Origin of the sequence: Streptomyces sp. NPDC096193, from assembly GCF_040302905.1 — a bacterium.
Lineage (GTDB): Bacteria > Actinomycetota > Actinomycetes > Streptomycetales > Streptomycetaceae > Streptomyces.
Map to the genome: position 1 here is coordinate 124,622 of NZ_JBEOSJ010000006.1, position 24,444 is coordinate 149,065.

General features: G+C 70.1%; 18 protein-coding genes. All 18 read right to left on the reverse strand.

The window, feature by feature from the left end:
- Positions 1 to 14 precede the first annotated feature (14 nt).
- The 18 genes from galE to ABTX78_RS12285 all read right to left on the reverse strand — a co-directional run bounded on the left by galE (position 15) and on the right by ABTX78_RS12285 (position 24,444).
- Positions 15 to 1,001, reverse strand: coding sequence for a UDP-glucose 4-epimerase GalE (gene galE, locus ABTX78_RS12200; RefSeq protein WP_352206706.1), 987 nt, complete (start codon positions 999 to 1,001; stop codon positions 15 to 17).
- Positions 1,002 to 1,081: 80 nt separating this feature from the next.
- Positions 1,082 to 2,365, reverse strand: a complete 1,284-nt coding sequence (locus tag ABTX78_RS12205; protein ID WP_352206707.1) for a nucleotide sugar dehydrogenase — start codon at positions 2,363 to 2,365, stop codon at positions 1,082 to 1,084.
- Positions 2,362 to 3,990 (reverse strand): glycosyltransferase family 2 protein, encoded by a 1,629-nt coding sequence (locus ABTX78_RS12210; RefSeq protein WP_352206708.1) that lies wholly within the window; start codon positions 3,988 to 3,990, stop codon positions 2,362 to 2,364. Before ABTX78_RS12210 ends, ABTX78_RS12205 begins: the two co-directional genes overlap by 4 nt.
- Before the next feature lie 11 nt (positions 3,991 to 4,001).
- A complete protein-coding gene (locus ABTX78_RS12215; RefSeq protein WP_352206709.1) occupies positions 4,002 to 5,018 on the reverse strand; it encodes a Gfo/Idh/MocA family protein in 1,017 nt (338 codons plus the stop codon).
- A complete protein-coding gene (locus tag ABTX78_RS12220; protein ID WP_352206710.1) occupies positions 5,015 to 6,133 on the reverse strand; it encodes a DegT/DnrJ/EryC1/StrS family aminotransferase in 1,119 nt (372 codons plus the stop codon). Before ABTX78_RS12220 ends, ABTX78_RS12215 begins: the two co-directional genes overlap by 4 nt.
- A gap of 332 nt (positions 6,134 to 6,465) precedes the next feature.
- A complete protein-coding gene (locus ABTX78_RS12225; RefSeq protein WP_352206711.1) occupies positions 6,466 to 10,335 on the reverse strand; it encodes an Rne/Rng family ribonuclease in 3,870 nt (1,289 codons plus the stop codon).
- Positions 10,336 to 10,619: 284 nt separating this feature from the next.
- Complete coding sequence (locus ABTX78_RS12230; RefSeq protein ID WP_352206712.1) at positions 10,620 to 11,375, reverse strand: TIGR03936 family radical SAM-associated protein; 756 nt, start codon at positions 11,373 to 11,375, stop codon at positions 10,620 to 10,622.
- Between the two features lie 125 nt (positions 11,376 to 11,500).
- Positions 11,501 to 12,817 carry a hypothetical protein gene (locus ABTX78_RS12235; protein ID WP_352206713.1) on the reverse strand — a complete coding sequence of 439 codons (1,317 nt, stop codon included), beginning with the start codon at positions 12,815 to 12,817 and terminating at the stop codon, positions 11,501 to 11,503.
- Positions 12,818 to 12,832: 15 nt separating this feature from the next.
- A complete protein-coding gene (locus ABTX78_RS12240) occupies positions 12,833 to 13,366 on the reverse strand; it encodes a GNAT family N-acetyltransferase (protein WP_352206714.1) in 534 nt (177 codons plus the stop codon).
- Between the two features lie 71 nt (positions 13,367 to 13,437).
- Complete coding sequence (locus ABTX78_RS12245) at positions 13,438 to 15,363, reverse strand: TIGR03960 family B12-binding radical SAM protein (protein ID WP_313949013.1); 1,926 nt, start codon at positions 15,361 to 15,363, stop codon at positions 13,438 to 13,440.
- Positions 15,364 to 15,415: 52 nt separating this feature from the next.
- On the reverse strand, positions 15,416 to 16,963 hold the full coding sequence (locus ABTX78_RS12250) for a CYTH and CHAD domain-containing protein (RefSeq protein WP_352206715.1): 1,548 nt from the start codon (positions 16,961 to 16,963) through the stop codon (positions 15,416 to 15,418).
- 49 nt (positions 16,964 to 17,012) lie between these two features.
- A complete protein-coding gene (rodA, locus tag ABTX78_RS12255) occupies positions 17,013 to 18,212 on the reverse strand; it encodes a rod shape-determining protein RodA (RefSeq protein WP_352206716.1) in 1,200 nt (399 codons plus the stop codon).
- Between the two features lie 3 nt (positions 18,213 to 18,215).
- The gene (gene mrdA / locus ABTX78_RS12260) at positions 18,216 to 20,381 is read right to left on the reverse strand and encodes a penicillin-binding protein 2 (RefSeq protein WP_352206717.1); all 2,166 of its coding nucleotides are present in this window, start codon (positions 20,379 to 20,381) and stop codon (positions 18,216 to 18,218) included.
- A gap of 19 nt (positions 20,382 to 20,400) precedes the next feature.
- On the reverse strand, positions 20,401 to 21,069 hold the full coding sequence (gene mreD / locus ABTX78_RS12265; RefSeq protein WP_352206718.1) for a rod shape-determining protein MreD: 669 nt from the start codon (positions 21,067 to 21,069) through the stop codon (positions 20,401 to 20,403).
- A gap of 13 nt (positions 21,070 to 21,082) precedes the next feature.
- Positions 21,083 to 22,045, reverse strand: coding sequence for a rod shape-determining protein MreC (mreC, locus tag ABTX78_RS12270; protein WP_352206719.1), 963 nt, complete (start codon positions 22,043 to 22,045; stop codon positions 21,083 to 21,085).
- A 273-nt stretch (positions 22,046 to 22,318) separates the two neighbouring features.
- On the reverse strand, positions 22,319 to 23,338 hold the full coding sequence (locus ABTX78_RS12275; protein ID WP_142218247.1) for a rod shape-determining protein: 1,020 nt from the start codon (positions 23,336 to 23,338) through the stop codon (positions 22,319 to 22,321).
- A gap of 254 nt (positions 23,339 to 23,592) precedes the next feature.
- A complete protein-coding gene (ndk, locus tag ABTX78_RS12280) occupies positions 23,593 to 24,006 on the reverse strand; it encodes a nucleoside-diphosphate kinase (RefSeq protein ID WP_352206720.1) in 414 nt (137 codons plus the stop codon).
- 93 nt (positions 24,007 to 24,099) lie between these two features.
- Complete coding sequence (locus ABTX78_RS12285) at positions 24,100 to 24,444, reverse strand: DUF4233 domain-containing protein (RefSeq protein WP_352206721.1); 345 nt, start codon at positions 24,442 to 24,444, stop codon at positions 24,100 to 24,102.

A 24,444-nucleotide genomic window follows, 5' to 3' on the forward strand; every position in this document is an offset into this window, starting at 1 on the left:
GGCCCGGGGACATTTCAGGCTCGGACGCGGGCCTCGGGGTGGCGCAGGCACCAGCCATCCCAGGCCGACGCGACCATCGCGCGGATGTCGTGACGGGCCTGCCAGCCCAGCTCCGCGCGGATCAGTTCGGCGGACGCCACCACACGGGCCGGGTCGCCCGGACGGCGCTCGACGACGGCTGGCGCAGGCTCCCGCCGGCCGGTGACGTCCTGGATGGTGCCGACCATCTCGGCCACCGAAACACCCTCGCCGCGGCCGATGTTGAGGACGAGCGAGGCCGACGCGTCCTCGGCGAGCCGGCGGGCGGCCGCGACATGGGCGGTGGCGATGTCCTCGACATGGATGTAGTCGCGGATGCAGGTGCCGTCGGGCGTCGGGTAGTCGTCACCGAAGACCCGCGGGGCCTCGCCCGCCGTGAGCCGCTCGAAGACCATCGGCACCAGGTTGAAGATGCCGTCGTCGCCCAGCTCGGGCGAGGCCGCGCCCGCGACGTTGAAGTAGCGCAGCGAGGCCGTGGCCATGCCGTGTGCCGCGCCCACGGCGCCCACCAGCCACTCCCCCGCCAGCTTGGTCTCCCCGTACGGGCTCATCGGCACGCACGGGGTCCGCTCGGTGACCAGGTCGACGTCGGGCATGCCGTACACGGACGCCGAGGAGGAGAAGAGGAACCGCCGCACACCGGCGTCCGCAGCCGCCTCCAGCACGCTGCGCAAGCCCTCGACGTTCTCGTAGTAGTAGTGCAGCGGCTTCTCGACCGACTCGCCGACCTGCTTCTTGCCCGCGAGGTGCACGATCCCGGTGACGGCGTGCTCGCGCAGGACACGGTCGACCAGCTCACGGTCCAGGACCGTGCCGATCTCCAGCGGGACCCGGCCGGGGACCCGGTCCTTGCTGCCGGTGCTGAGGTCGTCGAGGACGACGACGCTCTCGCCGCCGTCGGTCATCGCCTTCACCACGTGCGATCCGATGTAACCGGCACCGCCGGTGATCAACCACGTCATGCCAAATGCCTCTCGCAGGACGGCCCTGTCCCGCGGAGTCCGCGGGACAGGGCCACTGTTCTGTGCGTGTGCAGGGGGCGTCAGCCGCCGATGACGACCCGGCGTACGCCTTCCCAGCGGGCCGGGTCGGTGGTGCGCCGGCCGTCGACCAGGACCCGGACCTCCGGCAGGTCGGAGGCGGCGAGCTCGCGGTACTCCGCGTGGTCGGCCTGGAGGATCGCGGCGGTGACCGGCTCACCCGCGTGCGGGGTCAGGCCGTGCGCGGTCAGCTCGGCGGCCGTGTACATCGGGTCCGACACGAACGGGACGGCGCCCCGGGCCTTGAGCGCCTCGACGGTCGGGAAGACGCCGGAGAAGGCGGTCTCCTTGACGCCGCCGCGGTACGCGGCACCGAGCACCAGGACGTTGACGTCCTTCAGATCGCCGTAGGCGGCGGCCAGCAGGTCGACGGCGTACTCCGGCATGGCGGCGTTGGCCTCGCGCGCCGAGCGCACAACGGTCGCCTCCGGGTCGTTCCACAGGTACATCCGCGGGTAGATCGGGATGCAGTGACCGCCGACGGCGATGCCGGGCTGGTGGATGTGGCTGTACGGCTGCGAGTTGCAGGCTTCGATGACCTTCTTGACGTCGATGTCGTTCTTGTCGGCGAAACGGGCGAACTGGTTCGCCAGGCCGATGTTGACGTCGCGGTAGGTGGTCTCGGCGAGCTTGGCGAGTTCGGAGGCCTCGGCGGTGCCCAGGTCCCACACGCCGTTCGGCTGTGCCAGGTCGGCGCGCTCGTCGAAGTCGAGGACCTTCTCGTAGAACTCCACACCGTGCTTCGTGGAGGCCTCGTCGATGCCGCCGACGAGCTTGGGGTAGCGGCGCAGGTCGGCGAAGACGCGGCCGGTCAGGACGCGCTCCGGCGAGAAGACCAGGTGGAAGTCCTCGCCGGCGGTCAGGCCGGAGCCCTCCTGGAGCATCGGCGCCCAGCGGGTGCGCGTGGTGCCGACCGGCAGCGTGGTCTCGTAGGAGACGAGGGTGCCGGGCTTGAGGCCCTTGGCGATGGCCTTGGTGGCGGAGTCCATCCAGCCGAAGTCCGGGGTGCCCTCGGCGTCTACGAACAGCGGGACGACGACCACGACGGCCTCGGATCGGGCGACGGCCGCGGCGGTGTCGGTGGTGGCACTGAGCAGCCCGGCGCCGACGGTCTCCTTGAGCAGCCGGCCGAGGTCGTGCTCACCGGGGAACGGCTCGGTGCCGGCGTTGACCAGCTCGACGACCTTCTCGTTGACGTCGGCGCCGATGACCTTGTGGCCCTTGGCCGCGAACTGCACGGCGAGCGGAAGCCCGATCTTGCCGAGCGCAACTACACAGATATTCATCGGGATACTTTCCTCTTCACACGGACCAGCAGGGGCCGCACACGCGACCACCATTTGTCGGAGGGCGGGAACAGGAGGCCGGTCACGACCACCATCCGGCCCTTGGCGTTCACACGCGCGGCCACTCGGTAGGGGGTGCCGCTGCGCCAGCGCCGGGCCAGCGGCATGGGCTTGTCCTGGGCGCGTACGGGGATCTCGTACGTCCAGCCCGCGATGTCCATATGGACGCGCACACCGAGCGTGGCCGTACGGGCCGCCACGGGGATACGGGCCCGCAGGACGGTGCCCGCACCGTCGGCGGTCACTTCCTGGGTGAACTCCCCGACGGGAGGCGGGAGTTCCTGCCCGGCAGGCAGCCTGCGTCCGCCCGCCTTGTCGGCGCTCCTGGGCATGGCGCCCTGGACGAGGCGCACCACGGCCGACTCGGTGTCGCCCGTCAGCGCGGTACGCACCGCGACGGACAGGAACAGCTCGTCGCCGCTCTGCTCCCACTCGGCCGAGATCAGTTCCGTACCGGCCGCGACTGCGGCGGGCACCGACTCCCCGAGCACCTCGTAGACCCGGTCCGGGATGCCCACGGCGGGGTCCCGGAAGCCGGTGTACGCGGCGAAGGCGCGGTCGCCCTCCAGGTGGAAGGGGGGCGGCGCGCCGTTCTCCTCGGCCTCGATCGCGGCGACGAGCTCGTCGACCATGCCGCGCTGGGCCAGCGTGAGCCGCACCCGCCGCATCACGGGCAGCGAGTCGGCCAGCGGCTCGGTGAGGTACGCGTCGGCCAGCTCGGCGATCCCGGCGCACACCTCGCGCCTGGTCTGCTCGTCGAGCGCGGGGAAATCGCCCTGGACGAGCTTGGCCAGCTCCCAGGTGAAGTGGCGCTGGAAAACGGTGTCCCGCCGCGGACCGGCCTCGATCAGACCGGCCGCGTGCTCCAGGATCCGCGCGGTGCACCGCAGCCGCGACAGATGGTTGGCGCGGTAGGTGATGTTGCTCGCGTCCCCGCGCTTCACCGCGTAATAGCACGTGTAGTCCGCGAGGACCGAGATCTTCCGAGCCTTGACGCACGCCTCGATGGTGAACGGCTGGTCGCTGCCGACCGGCAGGTCCTCCGGGAACCGCAGCTTGTGCCGCTCCACCAGATCACGGCGGAACAGCTTGGTGTTCGCCAGCGTGAAGGGCAGCGCCGAGTCGTAGAGGCTGACGTCGGGGTTGCTCTTCTTGAAGAGCGCCTGGTGGACGTAGCGGCCGTTGGTGCCGACCATCTTGCCGATCACGATGTCGGAGTCGTGCTTGTCGGCGTACTTCACCATCCGTGCGAGAGCCTCTTTGCCGAGGTAGTCGTCGGAGCCGATGAAGTAGACGAAACGCCCGGTGGCCACCTCCAGCGCCCTGTTGCTGGGCGCTGCGGGGCCACCGGAGTTCGCCTGGCGAATCACCTTGACGGTCTTCGGGTACTTCTTCGCGAAGCGGTCGAGCTCCGCCCCGCTGTCATCCGTGGAACCGTCGTCGACGGCCACGATCTCCAGCCTGTCCAGGCCAATGCTCTGCCCGACAAGAGAGTTAAGGCATTCCGTCAGATACGGCATCGTGTTGTACACGGCCACAACGACGGTGACATCAGGACTGGTCAAGGCTCCTCGCCCTACTGGGCCGCGGTGTACGCGGAGAGATCGACGGTGACTCCGCCGGCGGCGGACTCCAGCACGGCTGCCGCGACCTCGACGGTACGAAGACCCTGCCGCAGTGTGCAAATGTCGTCGGACTTGCCGAGCACCGCGTCCCGGAAGAGCTCGTGCTCCACCAGCAGCGGCTCGCGCTTGGCGATCGCGTAACGGATCATGTCGCCCTCGGCGACACCGCGGAACGCCTGGACCGCTTCCCACTCGGTGGCCTGGGAGGCGTTCGCGTAGAAGGTGAGGTCGGCGGTGAGGGTGTCCGCGATGAAGCAACCCTTCTCGCCGGTGACCGAGGTGAAGCGCTCCTTGAGCGGGCTCAGCCAGTTCACCAGGTGGTTGACCATCGTGCCGTCGGAGAGCTGGCCGACGGCCGACACCATGTCCTCGTGGGGACGGCCCGACTTGGAGACCGTGCGCGCCGAGATCGAGGTGTAGGTCTGGCCGGTGACCCAGCCGGTGAGGTCGATGTCGTGGGTGGCCAGGTCCTTGACCACGCCGACATCGGCGATGCGGTGCGGGAAGGGGCCCTGGCGGCGGGTGACGACCTGGTAGACGTCGCCCAGCTCACCGGCCTCCAGACGCTGGCGCAGCGAACGCAGCGCGGGGTTGCAGCGCTCGATGTGACCGACACCGGCCACCAGACCGCGGGACTCGAAGGCCTCGACGAGCCGGCGGGCGCCGTCCACGGTGTCCGCGACGGGCTTCTCGATCAGGGCGCCGATGCCGGACTCGGCCAGCTTCAGGCCGACTTCCTCGTGCAGGGCGGTGGGGCAGGCCACCACGGCGTAGTCGATGCCGAGGGCGATGAGCTCCTCGACGGTCGACAGCACGGGGGCACCCTGCGCCCAGCCGTTCTTGTCGCCCATCGGGTCGACGACGCCGACGAAGTGGACGCCGTCCAGTCCGGCCAGCACACGGGCGTGGTGGCGGCCCATCGAGCCGAGGCCGATCAGGCCGGCCCGCAGTCCCGGAGCGGTGGTCACAGGTTCTCTCCCAACTCGTTCACGGCGGCGACAATGCGCTCGAGGTCCTCCGCGGTCAGCGAAGGGTGCACCGGCAGCGAGACGACCTCGGCGGCCGCGCGCTCGGTCTCGGGCAGGTCCCAGTTGCGGCCGGCCTTCTGGTCCGGCTCCCAGTACGGCTTCAGCCGGTGGATCGGGGTCGGGTAGTAGACGGCGTTGCCGACACCCGCCTCGGTCAGCTTCGCCATCGCGGCGTCGCGGTCCCCGCTGACGCGGATCGTGTACTGGTGGTAGATGTGACGCGCACCCTCGGCGACGGTCGGCGTGGTCACGGCCGGCGCGGTGATGTTCTCGGTGAGGTACGCGGCGTTGGCGATGCGCTGCTCGGTCCAGCCGTTCAGCTTCGCCAGCTGCACGCGGCCGACGGCGGCGGCGACATCGGTCATGCGCATGTTGGCGCCGACGATCTCGTTGGCGTACCGCTGCTCCATGCCCTGGTTGCGCAGCAGGCGCAGGGTGCGGGCGATCTCGGCGTCGGCCGTGGAGATCATGCCGCCCTCGAGGGAGTGCATGTTCTTGGTCGGGTAGAAGCTGAACGTTCCACCGGAGCCGAACGCGCCGACGGGGGTGCCGTTCAGCGCGGCCGCGTGCGCCTGGCAGGCGTCCTCGACGACGGCCAGCTTGTGCTGGGCGGCGATGGGCATGATCTTGTCCATCGCCGCCGGGTGGCCGTACAGGTGCACCGGCATGATCGCGGCCGTGCGCGGGGTGATGGCGGCCTCGACCGCGGCCGGGTCCAGGCAGTAGCTGTCGGCCTCGATGTCGGCGAAGACGACATCGGCGCCGACCAGACGGACCGCGTTCGCCGAGGCGGCGAAGGAGAACGAGGGAACGATCACCTCGTCGCCCGGACCGATACCCAAAGCCAGCAGAAGGAGGTGCAGCGCGGAGGTACCGGAGTTGACGGCCACGCAATGACGGCCGTCGACCAGGTCGCCGAAGCTCTCCTCGAATGCGGCCACTTCGGGGCCCTGCACCACGCGACCGCTGCGCAGTACGCGTACCGCGGCCTCGATTTCTTCCTCACCGATGACCGGGCGGGCAGCGGGAATGGGCTGCCGATTGCTGCTCGTCATGGACGTCCTCCTTGAACACCGCAAGACTTCTTTGTGGCAGAGGTCTGGGGCGGTGCGGACGTCTTGCGAGGCCGCGCACACCCCTCCGGCGCAAAGCCAACGCCCTACCGAGGAACTGGGACCGGTCGTGTCCCGAACCGGGTCGGTCACCTACCGTAGTGTCCGGAACGGGAGTCTCACCCGGCAGCGACCGCCGTCACATTATCAGGGATTTCCTAGTCAATTTCGGGGCTGTTAACGCAGCACTGCATCGATTCGGAGACAAAGGCCGTGTCCCACCCCTGAGCCTGTGGGATGGGACACGGCTTGTTCACTGAGGGCTCATCAAGTGTTCAGCTCTCGGTGGTGGCCGTCACTGTGGGCAGCGACTGCTCGGCCGCGGCGGTCTTCTTCGCACCGGCCTTCTTGGTGGTCGTCTTCTTCGCCGTCGTCTTCTTGGCCGCCGCCTTCTTGGTGGCGGTGGCGGCCTTCTTCGCGGTGGCCTTCTTGGCCGTCTTGCGGGCCGCCTTCTTGGCGGGGGCCGCCGGCTCCGCGTCGTCCGCCGGCGTCTGCGGCTGCGCACCGTTCTCGGCGGCGGCGACCACGACGACCGCGGCCTCCTCCGCACCCGACGGCGAACCGGCCGGGGCGCTGACCTTGCGGGTCGCCCGGCGGCGTGCCCGCGGCGGGGCCACCGGCGGAGCCTCTTCGGCCGCGGGGGCCTCGGGCTCGGCCACCGGCTCCTGGACGGGCTCGGCAGGCGCCTTCACCAGCGTCTCCACGACGGTGGAGTCGGTGGTGGGCGGAGGACCGGCGGGCGCGGACGCCTTACGGGTGGCCCGGCGGCGACCACGGCCCGCGGGGGCCGCCTCCTCGACGGGGGCCGCGGAGGCGACCGGCTCCGGCTCGGCCTGGGGCTCGGGCCGCGCCGCCGGCTCCGGCGCCGGCTCGACGACGGTCTCCGCCGCCGCGCTCTGCGCCTCGGCCGACCTCGGGGCACCGCTCGGCGCCGAGGCCCGACGGGTCGCACGCCTGCGGCCACGGCCGCGCGAGGCGGCCGCCTCGGCCTCGGCAGCGCTGCTGTAGAGGTCCTCGTCGGGCTGGAACTCCGGCTCGGGCAGCGCGGCCGGGGCAGCGGTCTCCGCTGCGACCTCCGCCTCGCTCTCCGTCTCGCCCTCGGTCTCGGCAAGCGCCTCGGCCGTGGTGTCGAGCTCGTGCTCGTGGACGTGCTCCGAGCCGCCGCGGCCGCGCTTCTTGGAGCGCTTGCCGCCACCGCCACCGGCGGCCGTCGGCTGCTCCATGTGCACGATCACACCGCGCCCGTTGCAGTGGACACAGGTCTCGGAGAAGGACTCCAGCAGACCCTGGCCCACCCGCTTACGGGTCATCTGGACCAGGCCCAGCGAGGTGACCTCGGCGACCTGGTGCTTGGTGCGGTCACGGCCCAGGCACTCCAGCAGCCTGCGCATAACCAGGTCACGGTTGGACTCGAGCACCATGTCGATGAAGTCGACGACGACGATGCCGCCCAGGTCGCGCAGCCGCAGCTGACGGACGATCTCCTCGGCCGCCTCCAGGTTGTTCCTGGTGACGGTCTCCTCGAGGTTGCCGCCCTGACCGGTGAACTTGCCGGTGTTGACGTCGATCACGACCATGGCCTCGGTCTTGTCGATCACCAGCGAACCACCGGACGGCAGCCAGACCTTGCGGTCCAGCGCCTTCATGAGCTGCTCGTCGATCCGGTACGTCGCGAAGACGTCGACCTCGCTCGTCCACCGCTGAAGGCGGTCGGCCAGGTCGGGAGCCACGTGCTGGACATAGCCGTGGATCGTCTCCCAGGCCTCGTCACCGCTGACGATGACCTTCGAGAAGTCCTCGTTGAAGATGTCGCGGACAACACGGACGGTCATGTCCGGCTCGCCGTACAGCAGCGACGGCGCGTTCGAACTGCCGCCGCCCTTCGACTTCTTCTGGATGTCCTCCCACTGCGCCTGAAGCCGCTCGACGTCACGGCGCAGCTCGTCCTCGCTCGCGCCCTCGGCGGCGGTGCGCACGATGACGCCCGCGTCCTCGGGAACGATCTTCTTGAGGATGGTCTTCAGCCGGGCCCGCTCGGTGTCGGGCAGCTTGCGGCTGATACCGGTCATCGAGCCCTCGGGCACGTAGACCAGGTAACGGCCGGGCAGGGACACCTGGCTCGTCAGACGCGCGCCCTTGTGACCGATCGGGTCCTTCGTCACCTGGACGAGCACCGACTGGCCGGACTTGAGCGCGGCCTCGATACGGCGGGGGCCGTTGGCCATGCCCAGCGACTCGAAGTTGACCTCACCGGCGTACAGGACGGCGTTGCGGCCCTTGCCGATGTCGACGAACGCGGCCTCCATGGACGGCAGGACGTTCTGCACCTTGCCCAGGTAGACGTTGCCGACGTACGAGGTCGCCTGCTCCTTGTTGACGTAGTGCTCGACGAGCACGTTGTCCTCGAGGACGCCGATCTGGGTGCGCTCGCCGCTCTGGCGGACGACCATGACGCGCTCGACGGCCTCGCGGCGGGCGAGGAACTCGGCCTCGGTGATGATCGGGACGCGGCGGCGGCCCTGCTCGCGACCCTCACGGCGCCGCTGCTTCTTCGCCTCCAGACGCGTGGAGCCCTTGATGGACTGCACCTCGTCGGAGGGCTCGTCGCTCTTGGCGCGGGCCGGACGCGGCTCGCGGACCTTGACGACCGTGCGCTCCGGGTCGTTCGTACCGGACTCGTCCTCGGACGTCGGCTCACCGCTGCGACGACGCCGGCGACGACGGCGACGGCTGCTGGAGCTGCCGGCCGAGGGGGCGTCGTTGTCGCCCTCCTCGTCGTCCTCGTCCTGCGTGTCCTCGGCGGCGGCCTCGTCGGACTGCTCGTCCGACGGCTCGTCGGCGTCGGGGGCCTCGCCACGACGGCGGCGACGGCCACCACGGCGGCGACGGCGCGAGGGGCGGTCGCCGTACTCGTCGGAGTCCTCACCGTCGCCGGCCTCGGCGTCCTCGTCGGACTCCGTCTCGGCGGCGGGCTCGGGCTCCTCGGCGACGGGGGCCTGGGGCTGCTCGACGGGCTCACCGCGACGGCGGCGGCGGCGACGGCCCGCCGGCTCCGGGGCGGCCTCGGCGACCGGCTCGGCCGTGACGTCGTCCGCGTCGGCCTCGTCAATCTCCTCGTCCGTGTCGAGGGCGGCAGCGGCGGCGGCCGTCTCCGGGGTCTGGAACATGGGCTCGGCGAAGACCGGGGCCTGGAAGAGGGCCACGGCGGGCCGGGCCGCACGGCGGGTGCGCGTGGGGGCCTCGCTCTTCGCGGTCTCCTCGCGCGGCGCCTCCTCGGCGGCCGGCTGCGCGGTGGTCTCGGGCGAGACGGCGCGGCGGCGCGTACGGCCACGGGTCGCGGCCTTCTCGGCTGCCGCGACCTCGTCCTCGCGGGAGGTGATCTGGGCGACGGCGCCCTCGGGCAGGCTCTCGCCGGACTCGACGGCGTCCTCGTCGGACTCCTCGATCTCGGCGGTCTGCGGAGCGGCGGCGGGCGCCGTGGCCTTCCGGCCGGCGCGACGGCGGCTGCGACCGGCCGGCGCGGCCTCGGGCTCGGCGGCCTCGGCCGGAGCGCCATCGGTCGAAGCGGCCTCGGGCTCGGCGTGCGCGGTGGGGGCACCGGCGGGCGCGGAGGCGCGGCGACGGGTCCGGCGCGGGGCGGGAGCCTCGGCAGGGGTCTCGGCGGGGGCCTCGGCAGGCGCTTCTTCGGCGGCCTGCGGGGCGACGGCGGGCGCGTCCTCGACGGCGGCGGCGATCTCGGCGCCCTCCGGCGCACTCACCTGGCGCGTGGCACGGCGGCGCTTGCGCGGCGCGGGAGCCTCGGCGGGCGTCTCCTCGGTCACCTCGGGCGTGACCGTCTCGGCCACCTCTGCCGCAGCGGCGATCTCAGCCGCCTCGGGCGCACCGGCAGGAGCCGTCGCCTTACGCGTGGCACGGCGACGCGCACGCGGCGGGCGCGTCTCCTCGGCAGCGGCGGGCGCGACGGCCTCGTCGGCCTCCTGCACGGAAGCCGCCACGTCGGCGCTCTCCGCGGAGGCCGCTCCGGCCGGCGGACCGGCGGGGCGCGAAGCTGCGCGGCGCCGACGGCGCGGCGGCAGCTTGTCGCCAGGGGTGTTGTCGTTCTGTTCGTTGTCTCCGGCAACGCCGGATTCAGTCGGCTCGAGCATGCGGGCGGTTCTCCCGTCACGCTCCCGGGCGCCGCGCCTCATTCCGGTCCGGCCGCGGCCCGCGTGATGTGCGCGGTGCCGCCGTCCGGGGCGCGGGCGCCGCACGGGAGCTGTTATGTCTGGCTCGCCGGTTCCGTACGCGATGTACGCACGGCCTGGCGAAAGTCTCCTGGTCCTTGCGCGGCCCGACCCAGGTGGCTCCCGGATGCGAGAGCCGCGCTACAACGACTGCTCCAACGCGGCGGGACCTTCGGGCGCCGTCGCGGGGTGTCCCCCCGGCGAAGCTAGGGGGAGGCTGTTCCGACGGCCGTGGGTGAAGCGGCCGGAACTGCCTCGCGGTCGAGCGCGAGCGGGTCGGTCACCGTGCCGGACTCCTCGTCGAAGAGCCCCTGCGCCAGCCTGGTCACCGCTGCGGGGACCGGCGGCGCCAGGTCGGCCACAGCGTGGAGACCGGACAGGACGTCGTCGGGTCGCACGGCAGGTGTCACGTGCCGAACAACCAGCCGCAGTATCGCACAGGGCTCGACCCCGGGCCTATCAGGCTGTGACGGACCCGCCTGCAGATCCGCCACGGCACCCCGCGCGTCGAACGTCCGTACGCCGTTCTTGGTTTTGCGCCGGACGTCGACGGCGTCGGCCGCGAGGAAGGCCTCGACGGCCTTCTCCGCGTCCTCCGGACGCACCCCGTCGAGCCGCAGCTCCCACACGGACGCGGTGAGCCGGTCGGCGAGCCCGGACGTACGGGCCTCGACGGCCTCGGTGATGTCCAGACCGGTCGGCAGCGACTCGTCGAGCAGTTCGCGCAGCGTGTCGGGGTCGCGGTGCTCGCTGAGGGCGATCTCCAGATACTCGGCCTCGCTGCCCGTGCCGGTGGGTGCGGCATTGGCGTACGACACCTTCGGATGCGGGGTGAAGCCCGCCGAGTACGCCATGGGCACCTCGGCGCGCCGCAGCGCCCGCTCGAAGGCGCGCTGGAAGTCACGGTGGCTGGTGAACCGGAGGCGGCCGCGCTTGGTGTAGCGCAGACGAATGCGCTGCACCGCAGGTGCGGGCGGCGGGCCTTCGGGCTGTCGCTTGCCCAGTGGTTCTTCTCCTCGGTGCGGGACGGGCGCGGGGGGCGCGCCGCCCTCGTCGATGCGGGGTGTCCCGTGGGGGCCCGCCCGGCTCACCCCTGCTTGTGCAGGGAGATCTCGGGCTCGGCCGCCGCGCCGGGGACAGTCGTTGTACTACCCAGAGTACGCGCCTGAGGCACGAGCGGTTCCCCAGGTTCCGCATACCCCGGTCCGCCCACCAGTGCACGCCAGGCGTCACGCCTCGCCTGCCGGATCGTTTCCCTCGCCGAACGGACCGCTGACACGGCCGCCCGGCCGGCCTCGACAGCGGCTCTCTTCGCCGGACGCCAGACACCGTCCCGCACGGCGTGGCCGACGGGAGTGCACACACTCCCGTAGAACCAGCGCACCGGCCGGACCACCAGCTGGACGACGAGCCACCGCACGGAGCCGCCGACCGCGCTCGGCACATAGCCGGCAACCCGCCAGGCGACGGCGAAGGCCGCACCGATCTCACGGCCGAGCGGCACCAGCACCCGCCGGAAGATCCACCCGAGCGGTGCGACGACAAGCGTGCCCACCAGCCACACCACCGGCGCGACCAGCAGAGTCAGCACGATCCAGGTGACGGCGGTCCACAGGCCGCGGCCGAGGACGGCCAGTCCGTGCCAGAGGCCGGCCGCGAGCCGGACGATGCCGTGCCCCAGCGGCGTCAGCACCTGCCGGTATGCCCAGACCGCCGGAACAACCAGCCCGTACGTCACCACCGGCACCACGACATAGCGCCACAGCCCCACCCACGGCCAGACGAACACCACCTTGCCGAGCACCACCGCCAGCCACGCCAGAGCGTGCCCGACCGGCGTCAGCAGCGAACGGTGGAGCAGGCGCGCGGGAGCCACGACGAGATTGCGGACAAGCAGGCCGATCCCACGCCCCAGCGTCCCGAGCGTCCATCCGATGCCGCGCCCGAGGCCGCACAGCACCCAGGCGACACCCAGACCCACCGGCGTCAGCACGTGCCGGTATGCCCAGACCGCCGGAACCACCAGGCCGTACGTCACCACCGGCACCACGACATGACGCCACAGCCCCACCCACGGCCAGACGAACACCACCTTGCCGAGCACCACCGCCAGCCACACCAGAGCGTGCCCGACCGGCGTGAGGACGGAGGCGTACACCCACGCCAGGCCGCGCCCGACCGGTCGCAGCACCGTGCGGTGGAGGGCCCGGCCGCAGAGGGCGAGCAGATCCCACAGCATGCGCACCGGTACGACCACGACGAGCACCACGATCCGCACGGGCACCCGCACGAAGGTCGTCAGACATCCCTCGCCCGGCTCGTACCCCGTCGGCGCCTGATGCCCGCCGTACCCCTGACTCCGGCGAGCCGGCGTGTGTGCCGGCGCCCGCTTCTCCACATCCATGTCAGGCAGGACGCATCACAGGTCCGTCCGGATCCAGTACCTGCGTTTTCCACCCCGCTCGTCCTCCAGAACACCACCGTTGGCCTCGATCACCTTGCGCGAGGCGGTGTTGGCGAGGTCGCAGGTGAGCAGCACCGAGTCGATGCCGATCTCACGTGCGTAGGGAAGGGCCTGGCGCAGCATCGCGGTGGCGTGTCCCCTGCGCCGGGCGCACGGCCGTACCGCGTAGCCGATGTGCCCGCCCAACTCGTGGAGGAACGGCGTGAGTCGATGCCGGATCGCCAGCCGCCCGAGGAAGACGTCGCCGTCCAGGAACCAGAGGTTGGTATGCGGCACCCAGCCCTCCGGACGCGGGGTCTCCTCCAACGCCTCGGCCCGCAGCCGCCCCACGTACTCGGCGAACGCGTCCGCCCGGTGCCAGACGCGGCCGAACTCCTCGATCTCGTGCGCGAGCAGGGTGTTGGGGTCGGCCCCCTCGGCGAGGAACTCGTCGATGGCGGCGAGGAACGAGCTGTGGACGCCGGTGACGGGCGAGGTGAGCTGCGGCATCGCCCCATTGTGCCCACACGCCGATGGGCCCGGCCACGCGGCTTCCCACGCGACCGGGCCCATCCCGAGAGCTACTTGACGACGGTCAGCGGCAGAAGCTTCTTGCCCGTCGGGCCGATCTGGATGGAGGTGTCGAGCTGAGGACACACCCCACAGTCGAAGCACGGCGTCCAGCGGCAGTCCTCGACCTCGGTCTCGTCCAGCGAGTCCTGCCAGTCCTCCCAGAGCCAGTCCTTGTCGAGACCGGAGTCCAGGTGGTCCCAGGGCAGGACCTCCTCGTACGTACGCTCGCGGGTCGTGTACCAGTCGACGTCCACGCCGAATTCGGGGAGCGTCTTGTCCGCGCAGGCCATCCAGCGGTCGTACGAGAAGTGCTCGCGCCAGCCGTCGAACCGGCCGCCGTCCTCGTAGACGGCGCGGATGACGGAGCCGATGCGGCGGTCGCCGCGCGAGAGCAGGCCCTCGACGATGCCGGGCTTGCCGTCGTGGTAGCGGAAGCCGATCGAGCGGCCGTACTTCTTGTCGCCGCGGATCTTGTCGCGCAGCTTCTCCAGCCGTGCGTCGGTCTCCTCGGCGCTCAGCTGCGGCGCCCACTGGAAGGGCGTGTGCGGCTTGGGGACGAAGCCGCCGATGGAGACGGTGCAGCGGATGTCGTTCTGGCCGGAGACCTTGCGGCCCTCGGCGATGACCTTCACGGCCATGTCGCCGATCTGCAGGACGTCCTCGTCGGTCTCGGTGGGCAGGCCGCACATGAAGTACAGCTTCACCTGGCGCCAGCCGTTGCCGTACGCGGTGGAGACCGTGCGGATCAGGTCCTCCTCCGAGACCATCTTGTTGATGACCTTGCGCAGGCGCTCGGAGCCGCCCTCGGGAGCGAAGGTGAGGCCGGAGCGCCGGCCGTTGCGGGTCAGTTCGTTGGCCAGGTCGACGTTGAACGCGTCGACGCGGGTGGACGGGAGGGACAGGCCGATCTTGTCCTCCTCGTACCGGTCCGCCAGGCCCTTGGCGATGTCGCCGATCTCGCTGTGGTCCGCGGAGGACAGCGAGAGCAGGCCGACCTCTTCGAAGCCGGTCGCCTTCAGGCCCTTGTCGACCATGTCGCCGATGCCGGTGATGCTGCGCTCGCGCACCGGACGGGTGATCATGCCCGCCTGACAGAAGCGGCAGCCGCGGGTGCACCCGCGGAAGATCTCGACGGACATGCGCTCGTGGACGGTCTCGGCGAGCGGAACGAGGGGCTGCTTGGGGTAGGGCCACTCATCGAGGTCCATGACGGTGTGCTTGGACACGCGCCACGGGACACCGGACTTGTTGGGTACGACGCGGCCGATGCGGCCGTCGGGCAGGTACTCGACGTCGTAGAAGGCCGGGACGTATACGCTGCCGGTCCGGGCGAGGCGGAAGAGGACCTCCTCGCGGCCGCCGGGGCGTCCTTCCGCCTTCCAGGTGCGGATGATCTCGGTCATGTCGAGGACAGCCTGCTCGCCGTCGCCGATGATCACGCAGTCGACGAAGTCGGCGATCGGCTCGGGGTTGAAGGCCGCGTGGCCGCCCGCGAGCACGATCGGGTCGTCGAGGGTGCGGTCCCGCGACTCCAGCGGAATGCCGGCGAGGTCGAGGGCCGTGAGCATGTTGGTGTAACCCAGCTCGGTGGAGAAGCTGAGGCCGAAGACGTCGAAGGCCTTCACCGGGCGGTGCGCGTCGACGGTGAACTGCGGCACCCGGTGTTCGCGCATCAGCTCTTCGAGGTCGGGCCACACGCTGTAGGTGCGCTCCGCCAGCACGCCGTCCCGCTCGTTCAGTACCTCGTAGAGGATCATGACGCCCTGGTTGGGGAGTCCGACCTCGTACGCGTCGGGGTACATGAGCGCCCAGCGGACGTCGCAGGCGTCCCAGTCCTTGACGGTGGAGTTGAGTTCTCCTCCGACGTACTGAATCGGCTTCTGGACGTGCGGGAGAAGCGCTTCCAGGCGTGGGAAGACCGACTCGACAGGCATCGTGGTGTCTCTCATGAGCGGGTTGGGTGACCATCCAGCGTACCCCCGATGCTCACCCGGTCAGCGCAGTCCGAAGATCCTTCTTGGCGGCCTTGGACCATACGCCGGGCAGTTCCCGTTCCAGATCGGCCGCCTCGCTCTCCTCCCGGCCGTAGAGGAGTCCCCAGGTGAAGGCGGACTCTCCGGCGGCGTGGGCGTGGATTCCGAGGTCCCGCAGGGTGCCGCGGGCGACGACGCTGTCCTGGTGGTCGCCGAGCAGGGACTGCACGTTTTTCATGGCCTTGGCGAAGCGCTTCGCCGGCTTGCCGAGGGCGGGCCTGGCGGCCTCTCCGGCGTAGCGGGCGCGCTTGGCGGCCTTGCGGGCCTCGTGGAGGGCGACGTCCCGTTCCTCGCCGGGTTCCATGCCGAGGGCGGGTTCGACCCGGCCGGCCAGGCGCTCGTAGTCCTTGGTGATCGCCTTGGGGAGGACGTCGGAGGGGTCGCCTGCGGCGGCCTTGCGCAGCGGCGGGTCGGCCAGGAGCGCGTCCAGGGTGTCCAGAAGGTCGAGGTAGCGCGTGCTGTCCAGGGCGCCGACGGCCCGGCGGCGGGAGTCGGAGCCCTGTGAGGCGTTCCAGACCTGGAGCCGTGCGCGCACGGGTCCGAGCAGCAGTGTCTGCGGTACGGCGGCGATACGGGTGTCCAGCCGTGCGGCGAGTACTTCCTGGTCGCGGGCCACGCCGAGTTCCGCGGCCAGCCACTTCAGCTCGTCGCCGACGGGGTCGGTGACGGAGCGGTCGAGGATCTTGCGGTAGGTCTTGAAGGCGCTGCGGAGCCTGCGGGTGGCGACGCGCATCTGGTGGACCGCGTCGGGGAGGTCGCGGCGCACGGCGGGGTCGTAGGCGAGGATGGCCTCGATCTGCTCGCGGGCGTAGCCGAGGATGTAGTCGCCCGCGCTGCCGGGTGGGACGAGGGGCCCGGCGGGCTTCCCGCTCGCCTGCTGCTCGGTGGAGTCCTCGTCCGGGGCGGTCTCCTCCAGTGCGCGGGCCAGTTTGGAGGGGCTCGCGGCCCGGACGATTCCGGCCTTGCGGAGCTTCTTGTCGATCGCGTCGAGAAGGGCCGGATCCTTGCCGTCGGCGAGTTCGACCTCGATCTCGTCCCACGCGGCGGTGCGCAGCTCGCCCGGGGCGAGCCGCTGTGCGTGGACGGTGTCCTTGCTGAGCTCGGCCAGGAGGTCGCCGTCCTCGTCGACCAGATGGTGGACGTCGCGGGCGGTGCGCAGGCGGACGACGGGGACGAGGTCGGCTCCGCGGACGTGGGCGGTGACGAGCTTCGCGATCTCGTCGGGGACCTCGTCGGAGAGGGGCGCGTGGATCTCGTCGCGCACGTCGGGCGCGACGGGGAGCTTGAGGTGCCAGCCCGCGTCCGCGCCCCCGGTCCTGCGGCGCAGGGTGATGGAGGCTGCGGAGAGCCGCAGGTCGGCGGTGTCGTAGTAGACGGCGTCGAGCTCGGTGACGCCCTGTTCGAGCGTTCCGGCGACTCCGCTGACCTTGGTGAGGTCGGGCAGCTTGGTGTCGGGGGCGGCCTCGTACTTGCGCTCGATCTCTCGCTTCGTGTCCACCATGAATCGAACTTACCCATGATTGGGTTCGCCAGACCCGCCCAGGCAGGCACTACGCAGTTATCGGCCGTTGCACGCGGATGGACTGGAGCAGCCCGACGGCGACCCAGACGGCGAACATCGACGAGCCTCCGTAGGACACGAAGGGCAGTGGCAGACCGGCGACCGGCATGATGCCGAGGGTCATGCCGACGTTCTCGAAGGACTGGAAGGCGAACCAGGCGATGATGCCGGCGGCGACGATGGTGCCGTAGAGCTCGGTGGTCTCGCGGGCGATCCGGCAGGCGCGCCAGAGCACCACTCCGAGGAGCAGCAGGATCAATCCGGCGCCGAGGAAGCCGAGTTCTTCGCCGGCGACGGTGAAGACGAAGTCGGTCTGCTGCTCGGGGACGAACTGGCCGGTGGTCTGAGAGCCCTTGAAGAGGCCGGTGCCGCTCAGGCCGCCGGATCCGATGGCGATCCGGGCCTGGTTGGTGTTGTAGCCGACTCCGGCGGGGTCGAGTTCGGGGTTGGCGAACGCCGCGAAGCGGTTGATCTGGTACTCGTCGAGGACGCCCAGGGCCGCGACGGCGACGGCGCCGATGACGCCGGTGCCGAGGAGTCCGAGGATCCAGCGGTTGGACGCGCCGGAGGCGAGCAGGACGCCGAGCACGATGACGGCCATCACCATGACCGAGCCGAGGTCGGGCATCAGCATCACGATGGCCATCGGCACCAGCGCGAGGCCGAGGGACTTGGCGACCGTGCGGTGGTCCGGATGGACGAGGTCGCCCGCGTCGACGCGGGCCGCGAGCATCATCGCCATGCCGAGGATGATCGTGATCTTCACGAACTCGGACGGCTGGATGGAGAAGCCGCCGCCGAGCACGATCCAGGCGTGCGCGCCGTTGATGGTCGCGCCGACGGGCGTGAGGACGAGCAGGACGAGGACGACGGAGATCCCGTACAGCACGGGCACGGCTCCGCGCAGGGTGCGGTGTCCGAGCCAGATCGTGCCGACCATCAGCGCCAGGCCGATGCCGGTGTTGAGGACGTGCCGGAACAGGAAGTAGTAGGGGTCTCCGTGGTTGAGTGCCTCGCGGTTGCGGGTCGCGGACCACACCAGCAGCGATCCCACGAAGGAGAGGGCGATCGCGGAGAGCAGCAGGGGCCAGTCGAGTCTGCGCACGACGGAGTCGCGTGAGGACAGACGGGTCCACATGCCGCCGCGCTGGGGCCCGTATCCGGAGACGGAGAAGCCATTGCCGGCCATGTCTCAGTCCCTTCGCGCGGGCGGTCCCGCGAGCTGTTGTTCGGCCGGGGCCTCGGGCTTCTTCGGCTGGTACGGCTCGACCTTCGGGGCGTCGATGGAGCCGTCGGGCTGGATCTTCGGCAGTGCGGTCTGCGGGGCGGGCATGAGGGCCCTCTTGAGGTCCTGGGCGCCCTTCTCGTCGAGTCCGTACATGGCTTCGTAGATCTTGCGGACGGCGGGTCCGGACGCTCCGGAACCCGTACCACCCTGGGAGATCGTCATGATGATCGTGTAGTCGTTCGTGTAGGAGACGAACCACGAGGTCGTCTGCTTGCCGTAGACCTCGGCCGTACCCGTCTTGGCGTGCATCGGGATCTTGTCCTGCGGCCAGCCGCCGAATCGCCAGGCGGCGGAGCCGCGGGTGGTGACTCCCGCGAGGGCGGCGTCTATCTGCTTCCGGGTCTTGGTGTTCATCGGCAGCTTGCCGTGCGAGGTGGGCTTGATCTGCTCGACGCTCTTGCCGTCCGCGCTGATGATCGCCTTGCCGATGGTGGGGTTGAAGAGAGTGCCGCCGTTGGCGATGGCCGCGTAGATGGTGGCCATCTGGATCGGGGTGACGAGGGTGTCGCCCTGGCCGATCGAGTAGTTGACGGAGTCACCGGCGCGCATCCGGTTGCCTTCGAGGCAGTTCTCGTACGCGATCTTCTCGACGTAGTCGCCGTTCTTCTTGCCCTGCTTGCACCAGCCGTCCTTGTTCGCCTCCCAGAAGCTCTGCTTCCACTGGCGGTCGGGGACGCGTCCGCTGACCTCGTTGGGGAGGTCGATGCCGGTCTCCTTGCCGAGGCCGAACTGGTGTGCGGTCTTGTAGAACCAGTCGTTGGGCTTCTTCTTGGGCTTGGTGCCGCCGTCCTTCTGCCATTCGCGGTGGGCGAGGCCGTAGTAGACGGTGTCGCAGGAGACTTCGAGGGCGCGGCCGAGGCTGATGCTGCCGTAGCCCTTGGACTCGAAGTTCTTGAAGACCTGGCCGCCGACGGAGTACGAGCTCGGGCAGGGGTAGTTGCCGTTGAAGTCGTATCCGGCGTTGACCGCGGCGGTGGAGGAAATCACCTTGAAGATCGAGCCGGGTGCGGCCTGGCCCTGGATGGCGCGGTTGAGCAGGGGGTAGTTGGAGGACTTGCCGGTGAGCTTGGCGTAGTCCTTGCCGGAGATGCCGCCGACCCAGGCGTTGGGGTCGTAGGTCGGCTGGGAGGCCATCGAGATGATCCGGCCGGTCTTGTTCTCCATGACCACGACTGCGCCCGCGTCGGCCTTGTAGTTCTCGTTGGTGTTGCGGTCGTGCTCCTTGCGGGCTTCCTTCATCGCGAAGTTGAGCTCGAACTCGGCGACGGCCTGCACCCGGGCGTCGATGGAGGTGACGACGTTGGCACCGGGCTGGGCGAGGTCCTTGTCGGCCTGGCCGATGACGCGGCCGAGGTTGTCCACCTCGTAGCGGGTGACGCCGGCGTTGCCGCGCAGGGCCTTGTCGTAGGTGCGTTCGAGTCCGGAGCGGCCGACCTGGTCGGAGCGCAGGAACGGCGAGTCGGTGTCCTTGGCCTTCTCGATCTCCTCGTCGGTGACGGGCGAGAGATAGCCGAGGACCTGAGCGGTGTTGGTCTTGCCGGGCGCGGCGTAGCGGCGTACGGCGGTGGGCTCGGCCGTGATGCCGGGGAAGTCCTCGGCGCGTTCACGGATCTGGAGGGCCTGCTGGGTGGTGGCCTCGTCGGTGACGGGGATCGGCTGGTAGGGCGAGCCGTTCCAGCAGGGCTGCGGGGTCTTGGAGTCGCAGAGCCTGACCTTGTCCATGACGTCCTTCGGCTTCATGCCGAGGACCGCGCCGAGCCGGGTGAGGACGGCCTTGCCGTCGTCCTTCATCTTCATCAGCTCGGTGCGGGACGCGGAGACGACCAGGCGGGTCTCGTTGTCGGCGAGGGGGACGCCGCGGGAGTCGAGGATCGAGCCGCGGACCGCGGGCTGGACGACCTGCTGGACGTGGTTGTTCTTCGCCTCGTCGGTGTACTCCTGGCCGTTGCGGATCTGGATGTACCAGAGGCGTCCGCCGAGCGTGAGGAGGAGGGAGAAGACCAGGACCTGGATGACGACGAGCCGGATCTGGACCCGAGGGGTCCGGCCGGTCTCGGGGATGTTGCTCATGCTGCGTGTGCCCCCTCGTTCACAGTCGCTTGACTCCCTTGATGCGGCCCGCGCGGGCCGCCCTGGTCCTGGCCGCTTTCAGTCGCAGGCCGCCGCGCCGGCTGCCGATCCGCAGGCCGGTGCCGGAGGCGAGCCAGCCGGAGGCGACGTCCCCGGCGTTGTTGGTCTGGCTGTTCTCGAGCGGATCGTTGTCGGCGCGTCTGGCGAGCGCCATGATCAGCGGCACGGTGAAAGGCGCGAGGAGCAGGTCGTAGACGGCGGCCGTGAACAGCAGGCTGCCGAGGCCCACATGGCGGGCGGCGGTGTCGCCGACGAGGGCGCCCACTCCGGCGTACAGCAGGGTCGATCCGACGGCGGCAGCGACGACGACCAGCATCGGTCCGGTGGCGGACCTGAACCGGCCGGTGTCCGGGCGGGCGAGGCCCGCGAGGTAGCCGATCACGCAGAGCACGAGCGCGTAGCGTCCGGCCGCGTGGTCGGCGGGCGGCGCGAGGTCGGCGAGGAGTCCGGCGCCGAAGCCGATGAAGGCACCCGCCATGTGGCCGTAGACGAGCGCGAGTCCGAGGACGACGAGCAGCATCAGGTCGGGAACGGCACCGGGCAGCTGGAGGCGGGCGAGGACGGAGACCTGGATGACGAGAGCGACCACGACGAGCGTCGTCGAGAGAAGCATCCGGTTGAAACGCATGACGGATCAGCTCCTACTGCTGGTCGTTCTGGTCGTCGGCACTGCCGGAGTCCTCGCCGCTGCCGGCGCCGGGCGTGACGGTCACGGTGACCGTCGGGGTGGGCCTGGGCGCCGCGGGTTTCGGCGGCAGCACGGTGTCGCGCGGGTCGGAGCGCGGGGCTACGACGACCACGCCGACGATGTCGAGCTTGCTGAAGCCGACGTAGGGCCGGACGAAGATGTTGCGGGTCAGGTCGCCGCCGGAGGGGTCGACGCGGACCACCTCGCCGACGGGGACGCCCGGCACGAACGGCTTGTCGGCCTGGGAGCCGAAGGTGACCAGCCGGTCGCCCTTCTTCACCTTGGACTTGCCGTTGAGCAGCTGGACGGAGAGCGGTCGGTCGCCCTGGCCGGTGGCGAAGCCGAGCTCGTCGGTCTTCTCCATCCGGGTGCCGACGGTGAAGTCCGGGTCGTTGGCCAGCAGTACGGTCGCCGTGCCCGGGCCGACGGTGGTGACGCGGCCGACGAGTCCGTCGCCGTTCAGCACGGTCATGTCCCGCTTGATCCCGTCGTCGGAACCGACGTCGATGGTGACGGTCCATGAGAAGCCCTGGGCGGCTCCTATGGCGATGACCTCCGCGCCCTTGATGCCGTACTGGCCGGCTCCCGCCGTCTTGAGCATCTTGTCGAGCTCGCGCGCTCGGCTGCGGTTGCGGTCGTCGCTTCCGAGTCTGGCCTTGAGCGCGGCGTTCTCACGCTCCAGCACGGCGATGCGGTCGTGTCGCTCCCCGGAGTCCCGTACGGCTCCGATGGCGTTGCCGATCGGGTCAACCGCTGCGGCCACGCCGTTCTCGACGGGCCCGAACGCCGAGGCGGCGGCCTGCCGGGCGCCGTCGACGGGTGAGTCCTCGCCCCCGCGGATGTCCACCGTGATCAAAGCGAACGCGATGGCGATCAGCAGCACCAAGAGCAGCCGGCTCTCTCGTGTGTCCCTCACGTGCGGCGGCCGTGCCTTCCTCGTAGGAATGTTGATGTCTGTATATCAACGATCTGCCGTATGGGTTGGCAGGCACCCGAACAGGGGACCCCCCGGGGCCCCGTGGGCCCAGAGGGGCAGATCGACTCCCCCGGGGCCCGGCACCGCGGGCCCCCCGAGCAGACCTGGGGCCTGTGTGTGGATCCTGCCAGGCTCGATCCACACGACAGACCCAGGGACTCTCGTTCGGATCCTGCCGGGCTCGCGTGCCCCGGCCTCGTCCGAACGACAGACCTAGCGGCGGGGCTGGGCGTCCAGCACCTGCTGGAGCGCCTCGAACTCCTCGACGCACTTGCCGGATCCGAGGGCCACCGAATCCAGCGGGTCCTCGGCGATGTGGATCGGCATACCGGTCTCGCGGCGCAGCCGTTCGTCCAGGCCGCGCAGCAGTGCGCCACCGCCGGTGAGGACGATGCCGCGGTCCATGACGTCACCGGACAGCTCCGGGGGGCACTTGTCGAGCGTGGTCTTGACGGCGTCCACGATCGCGTTGACCGGTTCCTCGATCGCCTTGCGGACTTCGGCGGCCGAAATGACGACGGTCTTGGGCAGACCGGACACGAGGTCACGACCGCGGATCTCGGTGTGCTCGTCCTTGTCCATGTCGTACGCGGAACCAATGGTGATCTTGATGTTCTCGGCGGTCCGTTCGCCGAGCAGGAGTGAGTACTCCTTCTTGATGTGCTGAATGATCGCGTTGTCCAGCTCGTCGCCGGCGACGCGAATGGACTGTGCTGTGACGATTCCGCCGAGTGAGATCACGGCGACTTCGGTGGTGCCGCCGCCGATGTCGACGACCATATTGCCGGTGGCTTCATGAACCGGGAGTCCGGAGCCGATGGCCGCGGCCATGGGCTCCTCGATGATGTGCACCTGACGGGCGCCCGCCTGCGTCGAGGCCTCGATGACCGCGCGGCGCTCAACGCCCGTGATGCCGGAGGGCACACAGACGACGACACGCGGCCGGGCGAGGTACCGGCGCTTGTGGATCTTCAGGATGAAGTAGCGGAGCATTCGCTCGGTGATCTCGAAGTCGGCGATGACGCCGTCCTTCAACGGCCGGACGGCAACGATGTTGCCCGGCGTCCGGCCGATCATCTTCTTCGCCTCGGCGCCGACCGCGAGAATGCCGCCCGTGTTGGTGTTGATGGCGACGACGGACGGCTCGTTGAGGACGATCCCCCGGCCCCTGACGTACACCAGCGTGTTGGCGGTCCCGAGGTCGACAGCCATGTCACGGCCGATGAACGACATGTTGTTCCCCATGAGGATGCGTCTGGCCTTCCCAAATCGAGCGTTGATGGCTTTTTAGGACGGCGAGGTGGGTGCTGTGGCGTGGAGGCTTCCATCGTAGTGCCGCCTGCACGGACACGGCGCGGTGGTCCACCTCTCTATAGGTGACGAGGTGTCGCAGCGATGCGTTCCCGAATTGCGCTGGCATATACCGAAGGGCGACCGAAATTCCTTCGGTCGCCCCAGGTCATGAGCGCTGTTCGGCTGACGCCCGGTCAGGAAAGGCCCGGGAAGAAAAGCTTCAGTTCCCGAATGGCGGACTCCTCCGAGTCCGAGGCGTGGATCAGGTTCTCCCGGACGATCGTCCCGAAGTCTCCACGGATGGAGCCCGGAGCCGCGGCGATCGGGTCGGTCGGACCGGCGAGCGCACGCATGCCCTCGATGACCCGCTCGCCGTCGACGACCAGCGCGACGACCGGACCGGAGGCCATGAACTCCACCAGCGGCTCGTAGAAGGGCTTGCCCTTGTGCTCGCCGTAGTGCTGCTCCAGGATCTCCGTGTCGAGCGTGCGCAGCTCCAGCGCGCTGATGGTCCAGCCGGCCTTGGCCTCGATACGGCCGATGATCTCGCCGATCAGACCGCGGCGTACGGCGTCGGGCTTGAGCAGGACGAGCGTGCGCTGGCTCACGGATCGAGCTCCTTCAGTGCAGTGACGAGTGCGAGTGTTCAGAGGCTACAGGGCCGAACGGGGCCGAGATCACTCAGCGTCAGGCTCGGGGGTTCAGTCCGGGACCGGGTCCTGGGCCGCCCATCGCGCCTTCGCCTCGTCGATCTTGCGGCCGTAGTGCACGGAGGCCCACCACAGGCCCGCGAACACGGCGCCCAGGAAGAACATCGTCGGCACCACGAACCCGCTCGCGATCAGCGCGATCTGCAGCGCCCAGCCGAGCTGGATCCCGCCGGGGCGGGTGATCATCCCGCACAGCAGCACCGACAGCACCATCGCGATGCCGCACACCGTCCAGACGGTGGTCGTCGACAGGTCGTCCGACTTCATGGCGACCAGGCCGGCGAAACCGATGACGAAGAATTCACCGATGAGGGTGGAAGCACAGAGCGTTCGCAT